This window comes from Thiomonas arsenitoxydans, assembly GCF_000253115.1.
Taxonomy (GTDB): domain Bacteria; phylum Pseudomonadota; class Gammaproteobacteria; order Burkholderiales; family Burkholderiaceae_C; genus Thiomonas; species Thiomonas arsenitoxydans.
The window spans coordinates 1,063,036-1,079,111 of sequence record NC_014145.1; the positions used below are offsets into that span (position 1 = coordinate 1,063,036).

The 16,076-nt window shown below is 61.0% G+C and carries 16 protein-coding genes; 12 read left to right on the plus strand and 4 right to left on the minus strand.

The features are described 5' to 3' along the window. Nucleotides 1-14 precede the first annotated feature (14 nt). Nucleotides 15-551, minus strand: coding sequence for a hypothetical protein (locus THI_RS04855; RefSeq protein WP_231836396.1), 537 nt, complete (start codon nucleotides 549-551; stop codon nucleotides 15-17). Between the two features lie 75 nt (nucleotides 552-626). On the opposite strand from THI_RS04855, the gene THI_RS04860 reads away from it, so the two are divergent. The 7 genes from THI_RS04860 to THI_RS04890 all read left to right on the plus strand — a co-directional run bounded on the left by THI_RS04860 (nucleotide 627) and on the right by THI_RS04890 (nucleotide 9,167). Further along, the gene (locus tag THI_RS04860; RefSeq protein ID WP_013105121.1) at nucleotides 627-1,247 is read left to right on the plus strand and encodes a thioredoxin family protein; all 621 of its coding nucleotides are present in this window, start codon (nucleotides 627-629) and stop codon (nucleotides 1,245-1,247) included. Between the two features lie 270 nt (nucleotides 1,248-1,517). After that, a complete protein-coding gene (locus tag THI_RS04865) occupies nucleotides 1,518-2,990 on the plus strand; it encodes a TolC family protein (protein WP_013105122.1) in 1,473 nt (490 codons plus the stop codon). 84 nt (nucleotides 2,991-3,074) lie between these two features. Then, a complete protein-coding gene (locus tag THI_RS04870) occupies nucleotides 3,075-4,166 on the plus strand; it encodes an efflux RND transporter periplasmic adaptor subunit (RefSeq protein ID WP_013105124.1) in 1,092 nt (363 codons plus the stop codon). Next, complete coding sequence (locus THI_RS04875; protein ID WP_041608908.1) at nucleotides 4,159-7,485, plus strand: efflux RND transporter permease subunit; 3,327 nt, start codon at nucleotides 4,159-4,161, stop codon at nucleotides 7,483-7,485. Before THI_RS04870 ends, THI_RS04875 begins: the two co-directional genes overlap by 8 nt. Nucleotides 7,486-7,523: 38 nt before the next feature. Further along, nucleotides 7,524-7,748, plus strand: coding sequence for a YgaP family membrane protein (locus THI_RS04880; RefSeq protein WP_013105126.1), 225 nt, complete (start codon nucleotides 7,524-7,526; stop codon nucleotides 7,746-7,748). Between the two features lie 12 nt (nucleotides 7,749-7,760). Further along, nucleotides 7,761-8,768 (plus strand): SLAC1 anion channel family protein, encoded by a 1,008-nt coding sequence (locus THI_RS04885; RefSeq protein WP_013105127.1) that lies wholly within the window; start codon nucleotides 7,761-7,763, stop codon nucleotides 8,766-8,768. Nucleotides 8,769-8,873: 105 nt separating this feature from the next. Next, nucleotides 8,874-9,167, plus strand: coding sequence for a metal-sensing transcriptional repressor (locus THI_RS04890; protein WP_141130520.1), 294 nt, complete (start codon nucleotides 8,874-8,876; stop codon nucleotides 9,165-9,167). Between the two features lie 6 nt (nucleotides 9,168-9,173). On the opposite strand, the gene mnmA is transcribed toward THI_RS04890, so the two are convergent. Together mnmA and THI_RS04900 are read right to left on the minus strand one after the other, a co-directional pair. Further along, nucleotides 9,174-10,280 carry a tRNA 2-thiouridine(34) synthase MnmA gene (gene mnmA / locus THI_RS04895; protein ID WP_013105129.1) on the minus strand — a complete coding sequence of 369 codons (1,107 nt, stop codon included), beginning with the start codon at nucleotides 10,278-10,280 and terminating at the stop codon, nucleotides 9,174-9,176. 27 nt (nucleotides 10,281-10,307) lie between these two features. Beyond that, nucleotides 10,308-10,796 carry an NUDIX hydrolase gene (locus THI_RS04900; protein WP_013105130.1) on the minus strand — a complete coding sequence of 163 codons (489 nt, stop codon included), beginning with the start codon at nucleotides 10,794-10,796 and terminating at the stop codon, nucleotides 10,308-10,310. Nucleotides 10,797-11,034: 238 nt separating this feature from the next. Between THI_RS04900 and THI_RS04905 the strand changes: the two genes are divergently transcribed. From THI_RS04905 to THI_RS04925, 5 genes are all read left to right on the plus strand, one after another. Beyond that, nucleotides 11,035-12,156, plus strand: a complete 1,122-nt coding sequence (locus THI_RS04905) for a Re/Si-specific NAD(P)(+) transhydrogenase subunit alpha (protein ID WP_041608909.1) — start codon at nucleotides 11,035-11,037, stop codon at nucleotides 12,154-12,156. Nucleotides 12,157-12,201: 45 nt separating this feature from the next. Then, nucleotides 12,202-12,504: an NAD(P) transhydrogenase subunit alpha part 2 gene (locus THI_RS04910; protein ID WP_013122565.1), complete on the plus strand. Its 303-nt coding sequence runs from the start codon at nucleotides 12,202-12,204 to the stop codon at nucleotides 12,502-12,504. A gap of 103 nt (nucleotides 12,505-12,607) precedes the next feature. Next, nucleotides 12,608-14,044, plus strand: a complete 1,437-nt coding sequence (locus tag THI_RS04915) for an NAD(P)(+) transhydrogenase (Re/Si-specific) subunit beta (RefSeq protein ID WP_013105131.1) — start codon at nucleotides 12,608-12,610, stop codon at nucleotides 14,042-14,044. A gap of 114 nt (nucleotides 14,045-14,158) precedes the next feature. Next, complete coding sequence (locus THI_RS04920; protein WP_013105132.1) at nucleotides 14,159-14,458, plus strand: H-NS histone family protein; 300 nt, start codon at nucleotides 14,159-14,161, stop codon at nucleotides 14,456-14,458. Between the two features lie 218 nt (nucleotides 14,459-14,676). Then, on the plus strand, nucleotides 14,677-15,516 hold the full coding sequence (locus THI_RS04925) for a Crp/Fnr family transcriptional regulator (protein WP_013105133.1): 840 nt from the start codon (nucleotides 14,677-14,679) through the stop codon (nucleotides 15,514-15,516). On the opposite strand, the gene THI_RS04930 is transcribed toward THI_RS04925, so the two are convergent. Beyond that, complete coding sequence (locus THI_RS04930; protein WP_013105134.1) at nucleotides 15,435-16,061, minus strand: SAM-dependent methyltransferase; 627 nt, start codon at nucleotides 16,059-16,061, stop codon at nucleotides 15,435-15,437. The genes THI_RS04925 and THI_RS04930 overlap by 82 nt on opposite strands. Nucleotides 16,062-16,076: the final 15 nt, after the last annotated feature.

Consider the following 16,076-nt stretch of genomic DNA (forward strand, 5'->3'; position numbering starts at 1 on the left):
TAGGTCGCTGGTTTTCAGGGGGAGGGGGATAAATTCACAGATCCGGCGAAAGTTTGCGCCGCTTCATCCTTGAAGTCGTCTGTGGGGGCAAACGCGGTGACCTGATAGACGTTATTGCCCTGGCTGAACAGCAAAACCCGCTCTCGCACCGGCTTGCCGTCAGGCGTCTGACCGTCGATGCGAAGATCCAGGCCGTCTGGCAGACCCGGTGTGGCATTTTTGGGAATGTCGGGCGATGAGAAGGTGACCTTGCCATGCACATTGTCAACTGCGGCCTGATGCAACTGAGCCAGCGCCCGGGCGGCCAGCGCGGGGTTGGGCAGCTGGGCGTGGGCGAGCGCAAAGGTCATTTTGTCGGCCACGCAGCCGGTCATGCTCATTTTTATTTTCTGGTCGGCCAGCTCCACGTCCTGCGCGATCTGCTCCGGCTTGCAGGGATAGGTCAGCAGAATGTTGATGTCTTTCGGTCGCACATCGCGCCAGTCGAGTGCGGGAGAGCAGGCGCTGAGAAGCGCCGCAGCTGTAAGCAGCAGGGTGGAAAAACGGATCACCGACGCTGCCGCTGGGTATCGGGCTGTGGATAACATACCCCCATTATCCCGTGACTTCGGAGTCGAGGTGTCTGTATGTCAAAGGTGAAGGTGTTTTCTCTCAAGGAAACGCAGGGCGGCCCCAAGTTTCCTTGCCCCCCACGGGGGGCGGGCTGGGTGCAGTCCAGCCCTGGGGGCGCTCAGTGCGATCTTCGCGAGGGCTTCGTCGCATTAAGCCAACAGTGGCGACAGTTTCTGCGCTTTGTTTCACTGCTTTTGCTGAGCCTGACGGCAGGCGCGGCTTGGGCGGAAACGCCCCTGCCGCCGGTGCAGAACCTGCAGCAGAGCGCACTTCAGGCCGCGGCAAAGGATCAGCCTCTCATCGTCATGTTCAGTCTGCCCAATTGCCCGTTCTGCGAAAAGCTGCGGCGCACTCAGTATCAGTTCATGGCCAAAGAAGGCTATGTGGTGCAGCAGATCGAGATCACCAGCCGCACCCCGGTCACCGGATTCGATGGCAAGCCGACGACGGGCGTCCAACTGGCTCGGCAGTTCGGCATCCGGCTTGCGCCGACAGTGTTGTTTTTCGGGCCCAGCGGCAAAGAGATCGGCGAGCGCATCACCGGGGCGCCGACGGCGGATTTTTACGGCGCCTTCATCGACCGCGCGCTGAAAGAAAGTGCGCAGGCGCTCAAGGCCAAGCCGGGCGCGGCCTGAGCGCGGATAGGTCGGAAAGGTCGGAAAGGTCGGAAAGAGATTTGTCGCGCCTTGGCGACAAATCGCCCCTCTGCAAAACGGGAAATCATATACCCCCATGAGTATTGATATACTCCGGTCTGTATATATCGCGTGACCTCGCCCAGCAGGGCGGCTATTCTCGGCAGCAGTCTGCCCCGCGTGGGGGCTATACACCTGAGGGTGTAGGTGCTTCAGGGGCGGTTACACGCATTCCTTGGTTAGATTTCCTCTTTCTGGCGGAGCTGGATGATGACGGATTCCATACCTCGACGCGTGCGCGTCGGGTTGCTGGCAGGTGCTTGTCTTTACGTTCTGGGGAGTTTGGCGTCGGCGCAGGCTGAAACGCTGGATTTCCGCCAGGCGGTGGATGTGGCGCTGAGGCAAAACCCCGATCTGATGGGGGTGCAGGCGCAGATGGCGCAGGCGCGTGCCGGCATCAATCAGGCCGAGGGCGCCAAAATGCCCAAGATTACCGTGTCGGCAGGGGTGACCCGCACCAACGATGCGCTCAATGCCTTCGGCATCAAGCTGTCGCAGCGGCAAGCGACGTTCAACGATTTCGGCGCTGGGCAGTTCGACCCGACCAACCCCAATGTGCTGAGTGTGGCGCCCAACTCGCTCAATTACCCCGGTTCGGTCAACAATTTCAACACCCGCATCCAGGCCGAGTTGCCGATTTACACCGGTGGCAAGCTGCAGGGGTATCTGCAACAGGCCCGCTCCATGCTGATGGCGGCGCAGGCCGGTGATCAGGCGGCCAGGCAGCAGATCATCTACCACGCCCTGCAGGCGTATGACGGCGTGTACACCGCGCGTGCCTTCAAGGGCGTGGCGGGCAAGGCGCTGGAAGCGGCGCAAAGCCAGGTGAAAACGGTGGACAGCTTGTTCAAGCAAGGCGTGGTGATCAAGAGCGATTTGCTTTCCGCGCAGGTGCGTCAGGAAGACGTGAAGCTGCAACAGGATCAGGCCGCCGATATGGAAGCGCAGGCGATGGACGCGCTGCATGTGGTGCTCGGTGTGCCGCTGAATCAGCCCATCACCCTGGGGCCGGAAGTCATGGTGACCCTGCCGGAGGGCGACCCGAATGCGTGGGTCGGACAGGCGATGGAGCGCAATCCGAAAATTCAGGCGCTGCAGCACCAGATCGCCGCGGCGGGCGGCAAGATCGAGGTGGCGCGCGCTGACCGTTACCCGCAAGTCGGCGCCATGGCGCGCTTCGATACCAATGACCCCAACCTCGGCTTCGAATCGCGCAGCTACACCGTGGGGGCACAGCTCAACTGGACGATTTTCGACGGCGGCGTGACGCGCAACGCGGTCGATCAGGCCGTGGCCCAGCGTATGGAACTGCAGGCCAAACTGCAGAGCGAACAGAACCAGCTCGGCATGCAGGTGCAAGACAGTTATCGCAAGGCGGTCGATGCCGCCAATCAGGTCAAGACTCGCGAGCTGGCGGTGAAGCAGTCGGAAGAAGCCGCGCGCATTGTCAGCAAGCGCTATGCCGATGGCGTGGGCACGCTGGTGGAAGTGCAGGGTGCGCAGGCACAGCTCGACAAGGCCCGTGCGGATCTCATCATGGCCAAGCAGCAGGTCAATCTGCAACGCGCCGCATTGCGGCTAGCCATCGGCGATCTGACGCTCGACGCTACGCAGCCGATCAAGCCGCTGGCGCAGCTCGCGACGGCGCAGGCTGTTGCGGCTGTCTCCCCTTCCAACCCTTGAGCGCGACCGTCTGGGTGCTGTTCCCGTTCGCAGCCTGTCGTTTTCCGAAGTGCATCCGAATCTGATCTTTCTCTCATGACCGCCATGAATCATTCTGTCCTGCCTTTGCTGCGCCGCGCGCCGCTGGCCCTCGTGCTGTCCACGGCCCTGTTGTCGGCCTGCGGCCATCCCTCCGAGACTGCGCAAACCGCCGCCGCACCCCGCGTGGTGGCGGCGCAAACCCTCAAGCTCGCTTCGAGCGATCAGCAAAACCTCACCCTGCTGTCGGGCACGGTGATGTCGAGCAATCAGGTGCAGGTCGCCTCGCGGTTGATGGGCTATATCCGCACCCTCAATGTCAAAGAAGGGCAGACGGTGAAGGCCGGGCAGTTGCTGTTCCAGGTCGATCCCACCGACATTCAGGGCCAGGTGGCGCAGGCCCGCGCAGGGCTGGCGCAGGCGCAGGCCAATCTGGCCAACGCCAAGGGTGATTTCGAGCGCTTCGGCAATCTTTACAAGGAACAGGCGATCCCGAAGCAGCAATGGGATCAGGTGCAGCTGCGCTATCAGGTGGCGCAGGAGCAGGTGGCTGCGGCCCAGGCCGGTTACAACACCGCTGCCGCGCAGATGCGGTATTCCTCCGTGACCTCGCCGATTACCGGTGTGGTGGTGCAGAAGATGGCCAACCAGGGTGACCTGGCCGCGCCGGGCCGCCCGGTGCTGGTGATTGAAGGGCAGGGCAAGCTGCAGGTGACGACGCAGGTGCCGGGTGAGGTGTTCGCCAAGATCAAGGTGGGCGACAAGGTGCAGGTGCTGGCAAACGGCAAATCGCTGCAGGGCACCATCGCCCAGACCGTGCCGGTGGCCGACCCGATGAGCCATACCCACACGGTGAAGATCGACCTGCCGGCCAACGCCGGGCTGGACAGTGGCAGCTTCGTGCGCGTGGGCTTTGCCGTCGGCAGCTCGCCGCAGTTGCGCGTGCCGCAAAGCGCCGTGGTCGATCGCGCCGGAATGACCGGGGTGTTCGTGGTCGATAAGGACGGCATTGCTCACTTCCGTCTGGTGCGTCTGGGCGCGGAGATGGGCGCCGATGTCGAAATTCAGGCCGGGCTGAACGCGGACGACACCATTGTCACCAGCAATCTGCCTGCAGTGGAAAACGGCGTGAAGATCGGCGGAGGCAACCGTGGCTGAACATGCGGCTCCCATGAACAGCGCGGGCAAGCTGGCCCGCGCGTTTATCGAATCAAAAATCACCGCCCTGATCATGGTCGGCCTCACCCTCGCCGGGGTGTTGGCGCTGCTGGTCACGCCGCGCGAATACAACCCGCAGATCGTGGTGCCGGCGGCGAACATCATCGTCGCCAAGCCGGGGGCCGGGCCGCAGGAGATCCAGAATCTGGTGGTCAAGCCGCTCGAAGCCATCATGGCCTCGATGTCCGGCGTCGATCACACCTATGGCTATGCGACCAACGATTTCGGCGTGGTCACAGTGCAGTTCAAAGTGGGCGAAGACCAGGAAAAAAGCCTGGTCAAGATGTACAACCAGTTGATGCAGAACCTCGACCGCATTCCCCCCGGGGCAATGCAGCCGGTGATCAAGCCGATCAACGTGGACGACGTGCCCATCCTCACCCTCACGCTGTCGTCCGCGACGATGAATGGCATGCAGCTGCGCGACGTGGGTGAGAAGGTGCTGGCCCATCTGCGCAACGTGCCCGGGGTGTCGTTCACCGAAGTGGTGGGGGGCGCGCCGCGTGCGGTGAACGTGGCGATTTCGCCGAGCAAGCTGGCGGCCGCCGGCATTCCGCTCGAACAGCTCGACAAGATTCTGCAAGGCAGCAACGCGGCGGCGCCCATCGGTAATCTGGTCGATGGCAACAAGGTCACCCCGGTACGCATCGACAGCTTCCTCGGCAACGCACAGCAGGTGGGCGACATCCTTATCGGCGCGCCAAACGGCAAGCCGGTCTATCTGAAGGATGTGGCCAAGGTCACCGAAGGGCCGGAACAGGTGGACGATCTGTCGCACTTCGCTTGGGGCCTGGCCGCCAAGGGCAAGCCGCATGGTCAGGAGATGAGCGCGGTCACCCTGGCCATCGCCAAAAAATCGGGCACCAATGCCGTGGTCGTGGTGCACGATGTGCTCGCCAAGCTCAGCGAGATCGAGAGCTATGCGCTGCCGCAGGGCGTGCATGTCACCGTGACCCGCGACGACGGCCACAAGGCCAACGAGGCGGTGAACACGCTGGTGGAGCATCTGGGCATCGCCATTGTCAGCGTGTCGCTGCTGCTGTGGTTTTTCCTCGGCTGGCGCGAGGCCGGCATCGTGACGCTCACCGTGCCGCTGACGCTGTTCGCCGTGCTCACGGTCGATCTGATCGTCGGCCAGAGCATCAACCGCATCACCCTGTTCGCGCTCATTCTCTCGCTGGGTCTGCTGGTCGATGGCGCCATTGTGGTGATCGAGAACATCCACCGCCACCTGCATGGCGGGCCGGTCAAGAACTTCAATCGAACGGTGATTCAGGCGACCAACGAGATCGGCAATCCCACCAATATGGCCACGCTGGCGGTGATTTTGGCCTTCGTGCCGATGGCCTTTGTCAGCGGCATGATGGGGCCCTTCATGCGGCCCATTCCGATCAACGTACCGGTGGCCATGATCGCTTCGCTCATCCTGGCCTATACCGTGGTGCCCTGGGCGGCGCGCGTCTGGCTGAGCAAAAAAGCGATGCGCGAGGCGCTGGCGCACAGCAGCAGCCTAGAAGAAGAAGGCGCGCACAAGCAGGACAAGTTGCACACGGCCTATCTGAGCCTGATCGAGCCGCTGTTGCGCAACCGTGTTCAACGCAACCTGATGTTCCTCGCCGTGCTGCTGCTGCTCATCGTGGCCATGCTGATGCCGGCCTGGCAGTTCATCCGCCCCTCGGGCATGAACGGCCCTTTGTCGGCTCTGGGCGTCGAACTCAAGATGCTGCCCAACGACAACACCAATACCTTCCTGGTGCAGATCGACACCCCGGCGGGCTCGACGCTCGAGCGCACCGATCAGGTGGCGCGTGCGGTGGGCGATGTGCTGGCGACCAATCCTTATGTGGTCGACTACCAGACCTTCGTTGGGCAGGCGGCGCCGATCGACTTCGCCTCGCTGGTGCGCGGCGACATGCTCAAGCGCGGCGACAACTTTGCGCAGATTCGCGTCAATCTGGTGGGCAAGGACGAGCGCTCGGTGGAGTCGCATGCCATTGTGCAGAAGCTCTACGAGCAGCTCGCCCCGGTGCGTGCGCGTTTCCCATCGACTTTCATCAAACTGTTCGAAACCCCGCCGGGCCCGCCGGTGCGTGCGCAGGTCATGGCCGAGCTGTATGGCCCGAGCTATGCGACTCTGCGCTCCTCCGCGAAAGACGTGCTGGGCGATTTCGACAAAACCTATGGCCTGATGAACCAGGACGACTCGGTGACGTCCACGACGTCGGAATACCGCATCAAGATCGACCGCCAGAAAGCGGCGATGTCGGGTATCGTGCCGGGGCAGATCATCCAGCTGCTGCACAACTATGTATCCGGGCTGAAGGTCGGTGCGGTGCATGACAGCAACGCGCTGGAGCCGGTCAACATCATCGTGCGCGTGCCGCGCGCCGATCGCCAGAGCCCGCAGCAACTGCTCGACGTGCCGATCCAGAATGCGCAAGGCAAGGTCATTCCGCTCTCGAGCATCGCCACGGTGGAGAAGACCACGTTGGCCAAACCCATCTACAGCCGTGACCAGCATCCCGTGGTTTATGTGGGCGGCGAAATGATTCATTCCAGCCCGGTCTATGCCACCCTGAGCCTGAACTCCATGCTCGACGGCAAGAAGCTGGCCAACGGCACCACCTTCACCACCGGCAACCTCGGCTTCACCGAAACTCCAGCGAGCGACCTCAAAGGCTATCAACTGCTGTGGGGCGGCGAAATGCGCCTCACGCTCGACGTGTTCCGCGATCTGGGCGCGGCCTTCATGGTGGCGCTGGTGTTCATCTACCTGCTGCTGGTGGCGTATTACAAGTCTTTCCTGCTGCCGGTCATTGTGATGGGGGCCATTCCGCTGACGCTGATCGGCGTGTTCCCCGGCCACTGGATCACGCATCAGTCGTTCACCGCCACCTCGATGATCGGGGTCATCGCGCTCGCGGGCGTAGTGGTGCGCAACTCACTGCTGCTCATCGACTTCATCCTCGATTACCGGGCTCGCGGCTACAGCCTGCAAGAGTCGGTCGCGCAGGCAGGGGCAGTGCGCCTGCGGCCGATTCTGCTCACGGCATTGGCCATCATGTTCGGCTCGGCCATCATGGTGTCCGATCCGGTGTTTGGCGGCCTGGCGGTGTCGCTGATCTTCGGCACCTTGCTGTCCACCATCCTCACCCTGCTCGTCATCCCTCTGCTCTACTACGTCTGGCAGATCCGGGTGAAGCCCAAAGTTCCGCCCAAGGCTCCGGCCGCACCGCCTGAACCTGTGCTGACGACCTGAATCTGACGATTCAACAACACAACCTTGGAGATTTTCAAATGACTGTCGAACGCTATATCCGTGTCATTGCCGGCACATTCATCCTGATCTCAGTGCTGTTGGGCGCACCCGCGAGCCCGATCTTCGTCTCGCAGTGGTTCCTGCTGTTCACCGGTTTCGTGGGCGCCAATCTGCTGCAGTTCGGTTTCACCAATCTGTGCCCGCTGGGCTTTTTCCTGCGCAAGCTGGGTGTGCCCGATTCCAAAGCCAACTGCTGCGGCTGATCGGGCAGGGTGATGGCACGTTCGGCTCATCCCCGCCTCAAGTTCCTCGCGCCCGGCTGGTTTGCCGTGGTGCTGGGCTGGGGCGGCCTCGCTTTGGCTTGGCATCAGGCCACGGCCCTGCTCGGCGAACCTGCGGCCATGATCTCGCAAGTGCTGGGCTGGGCCGCCATCGGCGCGCTGGGCTTGCTCGCGCTGCTTACCGGGCTGAGATTGCAGCGGCATGCATCCGACTGGCTGGCCGATGTGCGCCACCCCGTGCGACATCCCGTGCTGGCCCTGGTGCCCATGGCGATGCTGGTGATAGCCGGGTTTGTCGTGCAGGTGCTGGGCGCCAACAACGTCTGGATGGCAGGATTTTGGATGTTCGGCGCCTTGGCTCAGTTGGCTGCGACGGTCTGGGTTTTTCATCGCCTGCGGCAGAGCGCAGCGACTGACAAAGGCCCCAACTGGGCGGGCATTACCCCTGCGCTCTTTCTGGCCGCGGCAGGCAATGTCGTCGTGCCCTTTGCCGGCGTCGCCCTCGGTTTTCAGATCTGGTCTGTAGCGCAGTGGACCATCGGTGCACTGTTTTTTGTCGTGGTGCAGGTGCTATTCATGGTGCGCGTCACGGCCTTCGGCATGCTGCCGCGCAAGCTCTTGCCCATGCTGTTCATCACAGTAGCACCTCCGGCGGCCGGCGGCCTGGGCCTTGCCCAGCTGGGTGCACCCGTCGAGGCACTGGAAGGGGCGTGGGGCATTGCGCTGTTCTTCGTCATCCTGAGCTTTCTGTCTTTCAAGCCGATGATGCAGGAAGCCTTCACCATCGGCCACTGGGCGCTGTCCTTTCCCTTGGCTGCGTTTGCCGGACTGTCGATGCACCTCGCCCTCATGACGCAAAACGGCGCGATGCAGACCTTTGCCATTCTGGCGCTGGCGCTGGCCTCGGTGATCATCGGCTGGTTGACCCTGGCGACGGCGCGCGGCCTGCGCGATGGCAGCTTGCTCGCACCCGAGCCGGTGGCGTTGATTCATGCGGCTTAAATGGGCTTGAAGAGCGCGGCCGACGGATTCGAGCCGCTCGCCTATGATGGAGAAGATTGGATGAAACGCAGCACCAAGCCCATACAGATTCCCGGAGCCATCACCATGTCAGTTCTGACCAACGAAGCCTCTCGCACGGACATTCTCAACCGCCTCAAGCGTGCCGAAGGGCAGATGCGCGGCGTGCAACGCATGATCGAAGAGGGCGAACCCTGCCTGAAGGTGGCTCAGCAGCTCTCAGCCGTGCGCAAGGCGCTCGACAGCACTTTTGTGCGCATGACCGTGTGCTTTCTGGAGCAGGAACTCGACGGGCGTTTGGAGCCCACCGAGGGCGGCGAGCAGCCCAGGCTCAGCGCCATGCTCGACGAGGTTGAAACCCTGCTGGCCCGGATGAACTGAAAATTTTCAGTCGTTCCTCGATGCGGCCTCGATGATGCCGCCGCCCAGGCAGACCTCGCCGTCATACAGCACCGCAGACTGTCCTGGTGTCACCGCCCATTGCGGTGCGTCGAACTTCAAGGTGAAGCGCTCAGGGCCCTGGTCCTGAAAACGGCAAGCGGCGTCCACCTGACGATAACGGGTTTTTGCACCGTAGCCGAAGACCTCCTCAGTAGGCGCCGTGCCCGACACCCAACTGGCCGACAGCGCCTGCAGCGTGTGGCTTAGCAGCAGCGGATGATCGTGGCCTTGAGCCACGATGAGTTGATTGCGTTCCAGATCTTTTCCGGCCACGAACCAGGGCTCGCCGTTGCCGCTATTGCTTCCCCCCAGGCCGATGCCTTTGCGCTGTCCGAGGGTGTAGAACGCCAGTCCCAGATGCTCGCCTACCGTCTTGCCCTCCGGGGTTTTCATCGCGCCGGGTTGCGTGGGCAGGTAGCGGCTGAGAAAGTCGCGAAACGGGCGCTCGCCGATGAAGCAGATGCCGGTGGAGTCTTTTTTGCGGGCGTTGTGCAGGCCTATCGTTTCGGCCACTTTGCGCACTTCGGTCTTGTTCAACTCGCCCACCGGAAACAGCGTGCGCGCGAGCTGCGCCTGATTGAGTCGGTGCAGAAAGTAGCTCTGGTCTTTCGAGGCGTCCAGCCCGCGCAGCAGCTCGAAGCCGTGGTCGGTCTCACGTACCCGCGCGTAATGTCCGGTGGCGATGCGGTCTGCGCCCAGGCGCATGGCATGGTCGAGAAAGGCCTTGAACTTGATCTCGGCGTTGCACAGCACGTCTGGGTTGGGCGTGCGTCCGGCGGCATATTCGCGCAGAAATTCGGCAAACACCCGCTCTTTGTATTCCGCCGCGAAATTCACCGCCTCGATGTCGATGCCGATACGGTCGGCCACGCTCGCGGCGTCGAGCCAGTCTTGACGCGTGGAGCAGTATTCGCTGTCATCGTCGTCTTCCCAGTTTTTCATGAACAGGCCAACGACCGTGTAACCCTGCTGTTTGAGCAGCCAGGCGGACACGGAGGAATCGACACCGCCGGAAAGGCCGACTACAACGATGCCGCGAGAAGAAGATGTCATGCGCAAATTGTAGAAAGAAGGCTGGGCTCAACCGAACACACTCGGGTCGGTGGCGATCAGCTCCAGGGGGTAGCGCTGCCCCCGCAAGTAATCCTCGACGCAGCGCAACACCAGCGGGCTGCGATGACGGCTGGCACTGGCGCGCAGGGCGTCGAGGTCCATCCACAACGTGCGCTCGATGCCCTCGTCCAGCGCGCGCCCCGGGTCTGCAGCGGAGACTTCGCCGCAGAACGCGAGCCGCAGATAGCTCTCGTCCTGATGACCGCTGGCCGTTTGACGCTGGGAGCGCGACAGATACACGCCCACCAGGCCGGTGGGGACGAACACCCGGCCGGTTTCTTCTAGTGCTTCACGTACCGCGCCCTGTAGCGGGCTTTCACCCACTTCCAGATGGCCTGCGGGCTGGTTCAGGCGCAAGCCACCCGCCGTCTGCTCTTCGACGAGCAGAAAACGACCGTCCTGTTCGACGATGGCGGCAACGGTGACGCGAGGACGCGCAGAGGGATCAAATCTCATGGCGGCAAGAGTGCAAGAAATAGAAATAGGGCTTGATGCAAAATATTAAAAAAAGCAAAAGAGATTTCCTGATGTACGTAATTTGCGCTGCAGCAATCTTAGGGAAAACGCGGGATAATGCTGCGCTTGGATCTATTGCTTAGGCAAACAGATTTGTTCCGACTGAGTGGGGCTGAAACGATCTCGTGTTCGTGCTGCGTTCAGACCCCGATAAAGCAGACTTCAAAGGAGAGACTCCATGCGTATCGGCATTCCGGCGGAAACTTTGGCCGGCGAAGCCCGTGTTGCAGCAACACCGGAAACAGTCAAAAAATTGATTGCCCAGGGGCACACCGTGGTGATGCAAGCCGATGCTGGCCTGCGCGCTGACGCCCCCGACGCAGATTACATCGCCGTGGGCGCCACCATCGGTGATCGCACCGAGGCCTTTGCGGCCGATATGGTGCTCAAGGTCAGGCCCCCCACAGCCGAGGAACTCCGGCTGATGAAGCCCGGCACTGTGTTGGTCGGCATGCTCGACCCGTTCAACGCTGAAGGCTTGCAGGCCATGACCGACGCGGGCCTGACAGCGTTTGCGCTCGAAGCGGCGCCGCGTACTTCGCGGGCGCAGAGCATGGACGTATTGTCCAGCCAGGCCAATATCGGCGGTTACAAGGCCGTCATATTGGCGGCCAATCTTTACCAGCGTTTCATGCCCATGCTGATGACGGCGGCGGGCACGGTCAAGGCCGCGCGCGTGGTGATTCTGGGTGCCGGGGTGGCGGGTTTGCAGGCCATTGCCACGGCAAAACGTTTGGGCGCGGTGATCGAGGCTTCGGACGTGCGTCCTGCGGTCAAAGAGCAGATCGAGTCGCTGGGCGCGAAGTTCATCGACGTGCCCTTCGAAACCGATGAAGAGCGCGATATTGCCCAAGGCGTCGGCGGTTATGCCCGTCCGATGCCCGCCAGTTGGATGCAGCGGCAATCCGCCCTTGTTGCCGAGCGGGTCAAGCAGGCTAATGTGGTCATTTCCACGGCGCTGATTCCGGGCCGCCGGGCGCCGGTGCTGATTACCGAGGAAATGGTCAAGTCGATGAAACCGGGTTCGGTGATTATCGACATGGCCGCAGCGCAGGGCGGCAACTGCCCTTTGACCGAAGCTGGCAAAACCGTGGTCAAGCATGGCGTGACCCTGGTGGGAGAAACCAATCTCCCCGCTCTCGTGGCCGCCGATGCATCGGCTCTATACGCGCGCAACGTGCTCGATTTTCTGAAACTGGTGTTCGACAAGGAAAAGGGCTTTGTGGTGAATATGGAAGACGACATCGTCGCCGCCTGCCTGATGTGCCGCGATGGACAGTTGCTGCGCAAGACGGCCTGATTTTCCACTCTGTCAATGATTTTCATCCTGAAAAAGGACTGAGCCATGCATGAAATCTCTCCTCTGGTGATCAATTTCACTATTTTTGTTTTGGCAATTTATGTGGGCTACCACGTGGTCTGGAATGTCACCCCGGCTTTGCATACCCCGCTGATGGCGGTGACCAACGCCATATCCGCCATCATCATCGTGGGCGCCATGCTGGCCGCCGCGTTGACCGTGACGCCTCTGGGCAAAATCATGGGAACCCTCGCGGTTGCGCTGGCCGCGGTCAATGTATTCGGCGGCTTTCTCGTGACGCGGCGCATGCTGGCCATGTTCAAAAAGAAAACAGCCGGCAAGAGCTAAATCACACCCCAATAGATACCTGACGTTACCGCTTCGCCAACAGATGTCGCACCGATCTGTTTCGAACCGCGGCCGGTGACGCGCAGCATCAAGGACTCAATTTATGACACTCAGCATGAATCTCGTGACCCTGCTGTATTTGCTCGCAGCGGTCTTTTTCATTCAAGCGCTCAAAGGCTTGTCGCACCCAACGACCAGCCGGCGCGGAAATGTGTTCGGCATGACAGGTATGGTCATCGCAGTCTTCACCACAGTCGCCTTGATTATCAAGGTGGGCGGCGATGCCGGGGCGCTTGGTCTCGGATATGTGCTACTCGGGCTGGTGGTCGGCGGCGGCATTGGCGCTTTTATGGCCAACCGCGTCGAAATGACCAAAATGCCCGAGCTGGTGGCTTTCATGCACAGCATGATCGGTCTGGCCGCAGTGTGTATCGCGGTGGCCGAAGTCGCCGAGCCTCACGCCTTCGGCATCGTTCAAGCTGCAGGTGACCCGCTGCCTCCGGGGAACCGTATCGAGCTTTTCATCGGCACGGTCGTGGGCGCCATTACCTTCAGCGGCTCGGTCATCGCCTTTGGCAAACTCGCTGGGCGCTACAAATTCCGCCTGTTCCAGGGCGCGCCCGTGCGGTTTGCCGGGCAGCATTGGCTCAACCTGATTATTTTTCTGGCGGCTATCGCTTTTGGTCTTTGGTTCTGGGCTACGGCGGCTTGGACTCCCTTTCTCATCATGATGGCGTTGGCCTTCGTGTTGGGCGTACTGATGATTATTCCCATCGGCGGCGCCGATATGCCCGTGGTCGTATCGATGCTCAACAGCTATTCCGGTTGGGCTGCGGCTGGCATTGGTTTTTCGCTCGAAAACAATATGCTCATCATCGCCGGTTCATTGGTCGGATCTTCCGGTGCGATTCTGAGCTACATCATGTGCAAGGCGATGAACCGGTCTTTCATCAGCGTGATTCTGGGCGGGTTTGGCGCCGAGTCTTCCACAACCGCCGCAGCGGTGCAGCAACGCCCGGTGAAATCGGGCAGCCCGGATGACGCCGCGTTTCTCTTGTCCAATGCCGAAACAGTCATCATCGTGCCCGGTTACGGTTTGGCCGTGGCCCGCGCGCAGCATGCGGTCAAGGAACTGGCGCAGAAACTCACCGAGCACGGCGTGAATGTGAAATATGCGATTCACCCCGTGGCTGGCCGCATGCCGGGCCATATGAATGTGCTGCTTGCCGAGGCGGAGGTGCCCTACGACCAGGTTTTCGAAATGGACGATATCAACCCAGAGTTCGGCCAGGCTGATGTCGCTGTGATTCTTGGCGCCAATGACGTGGTCAATCCTTCGGCGAAGACCGATCCAAAATCACCGATTGCCGGTATGCCGATTCTTGAGGCTTACAAGGCAAAAACCGTGATCGTGAACAAACGTTCGATGGCTGCAGGGTATGCGGGCCTGGATAACGAACTGTTTTACATGGACAAAACCATGATGGTCTTCGGCGATGCCAAGAAAGTCGTGGAAGATATCACCAAGGCCATCGAATGATGGATTGAAGCATTCCAGTGCATATGAATGAGCCCGCCTTGTGCGGGCTTTTTTATTTTTTGTTTTGTCGTATGATGATTCTGGTTTTAACTTTCAACACAGGAGAAGGTGCTCATGGCAACGTATAAAGAATTGCAGTCACAGATTGAAGCCCTCAAACAGCAGGCTGAAATGCAACGCAAGGCAGAGATTGCTGCCGTGGTGAGCGATATTCGCGCCAAAATGGATGAATACGGTATTACCTTGGCCGATCTCGGTTCGCGTCGTGGCGGGGCGTCTTCCAAGGGATCGACGGTCGCGCCGAAATATCGCAACGCGCAGACGGGCGAAACTTGGACTGGCCGCGGAAAAATGCCGCGCTGGCTTCAAAGCGCGGTGGACAGCGGCAAAAGCAAGGAATCTTTCCTGATCTGAATACAGCACGGCGCTTTGCCTGCATGTTGCGATTGAGGCTCGCAACATAAAAACCGGGGATGACCCGGTTTTTTTATGGGGGCGGTTTCAAGTGCGAAGCGCAGCACCCCGCGGGACGCTTTCTACGATGCATTGCGTTAAGTCATGATATTTACACGCAGTCATGCGAGTGACGGCAAAAAATCGCGAGCATCGAGCCTGAGCCAGGAAACATGTGCATGAACGACTCTAAAACGCCAATCTGGGCAGCCCGCAGCGGCTGGTGGGAGCGTTTGCAGCCAGTAGAAAAGGCCCGTGTGGCTTCGGAAGTGGGCTACCAGAGCGTGCCAGCAGGGCAGGCGCTGCAGCCTCTGGGCGAAACGGCCCAGCATTGGATCGGCTTGATGTCGGGGCTTGCGAAATTTACCGTGACAACGACCAGCGGCAAACCGTTGGTTTATTCCGGCGTGGGGGCTGGCGGTTGGTTCGGCGAAGGAACGCTGATGCGACTGGGGGTGTGGCGCTATCAGGCCCAAGCCATACGCACTTGCGAATTGGCGCTGGTGCCGCGCGAAACTTTTCTGTGGTTGCTGGAGCGCAATATTGCCTTCAACCATTATTTGCTGCAGCAACTCAACGACCGCCTCGAACTGATGACCTTGCAGGCGCTGGACGATCAGCAAAGCGGTGCTGAATCGATTGTCGCCCGAACCCTGCGGCATTTGTTTCACCCGCTTGCCGGCGCGAATGGCGGCGCGCTGAAAGTCACCCAGTCAGAAATCGGCCAGCTTTGTCATTTGTCGCGCCAGCGGGTGAATCAGGCCTTTCAGCGCCTGGAGGCGGACGGTGTGCTGCATCTGCGGTATGGCGGGGTGGAAATTCTCGATGCGGACAAACTGCGGGCTTGGGAGTTTCGTTGTTTGAACGCCAAAACGTCGGAAAAATCGCTGCTCAAGCGGCGACCTACCGCGCTGCCCAGATCGAACAGCGTAGCCGATTATTTCTGCGCGTCTGATACGACTGGGGAGAGCACGAGCGCCAGTTCGGCCGAACCTCCGGGGTGCGGAACGCGCGGGTAGGGCGGCTTGGGCCACTGCCATCGTGTGGAAGGAAATACTGCGCGCATGGCCAGAATGTCGCAGTGATAGGGCGGGCCCTGTATCCACCCTTCCTCTGCGCCGGTTTTTGCGGTCTGCATGAACAGCGCGAAGAGCCGCCCATGTGGTGCCAGCCAGTGATGCAGCCGATTGGCGTAAGCCATCCAATCGTCCGGGTAAAGCGCGCACAGGCAGGTTTGCTCCCAGATGGCGTCAAACGGTTGCGGGGCGTCCCATTGCCGCACATCGGCTTGCAGAACGGTCGCCCTCAAACCCTGTTTCTGCAAGCGCTCGGTCACCAGGGCGACGGCCTGCTCCGCGTAGTCCAACGCGGTGACTTCAAACCCTGCGGCCGCCAGATGCAAAACCTCATGCCCCGCGCCACAGCCCGGCACCAGAATGCGACAGGGTTTGAGCGTGCCCTCGGCGATCCAGTGCAGAAGTTGCGGATGCACCGCGCCGCGATCCCATCCAGTCGTGTGGGTGCGAAAGCGTTCATTCCAGAATTCAGCGGTCGGTCCGGGCATGATGGGGTTGTCGCC

Coding starts and splice junctions, on each gene's coding strand:
- THI_RS04890 (WP_141130520.1), top strand. CDS start 8,874: ATGTCAGTTCTGACCAACGAAGCCTCTCGCACGGACATTCTCAACCGC.
- THI_RS04885 (WP_013105127.1), top strand. CDS start 7,761: ATGGCACGTTCGGCTCATCCCCGCCTCAAGTTCCTCGCGCCCGGCTGG.
- mnmA (WP_013105129.1), bottom strand. CDS start 10,280: ATGACATCTTCTTCTCGCGGCATCGTTGTAGTCGGCCTTTCCGGCGGT.
- THI_RS04910 (WP_013122565.1), top strand. CDS start 12,202: ATGCATGAAATCTCTCCTCTGGTGATCAATTTCACTATTTTTGTTTTG.
- THI_RS04865 (WP_013105122.1), top strand. CDS start 1,518: ATGACGGATTCCATACCTCGACGCGTGCGCGTCGGGTTGCTGGCAGGT.
- THI_RS04905 (WP_041608909.1), top strand. CDS start 11,035: ATGCGTATCGGCATTCCGGCGGAAACTTTGGCCGGCGAAGCCCGTGTT.
- THI_RS04870 (WP_013105124.1), top strand. CDS start 3,075: ATGAATCATTCTGTCCTGCCTTTGCTGCGCCGCGCGCCGCTGGCCCTC.
- THI_RS04925 (WP_013105133.1), top strand. CDS start 14,677: ATGAACGACTCTAAAACGCCAATCTGGGCAGCCCGCAGCGGCTGGTGG.
- THI_RS04900 (WP_013105130.1), bottom strand. CDS start 10,796: ATGAGATTTGATCCCTCTGCGCGTCCTCGCGTCACCGTTGCCGCCATC.
- THI_RS04915 (WP_013105131.1), top strand. CDS start 12,608: ATGACACTCAGCATGAATCTCGTGACCCTGCTGTATTTGCTCGCAGCG.
- THI_RS04880 (WP_013105126.1), top strand. CDS start 7,524: ATGACTGTCGAACGCTATATCCGTGTCATTGCCGGCACATTCATCCTG.
- THI_RS04930 (WP_013105134.1), bottom strand. CDS start 16,061: ATGCCCGGACCGACCGCTGAATTCTGGAATGAACGCTTTCGCACCCAC.
- THI_RS04920 (WP_013105132.1), top strand. CDS start 14,159: ATGGCAACGTATAAAGAATTGCAGTCACAGATTGAAGCCCTCAAACAG.
- THI_RS04860 (WP_013105121.1), top strand. CDS start 627: ATGTCAAAGGTGAAGGTGTTTTCTCTCAAGGAAACGCAGGGCGGCCCC.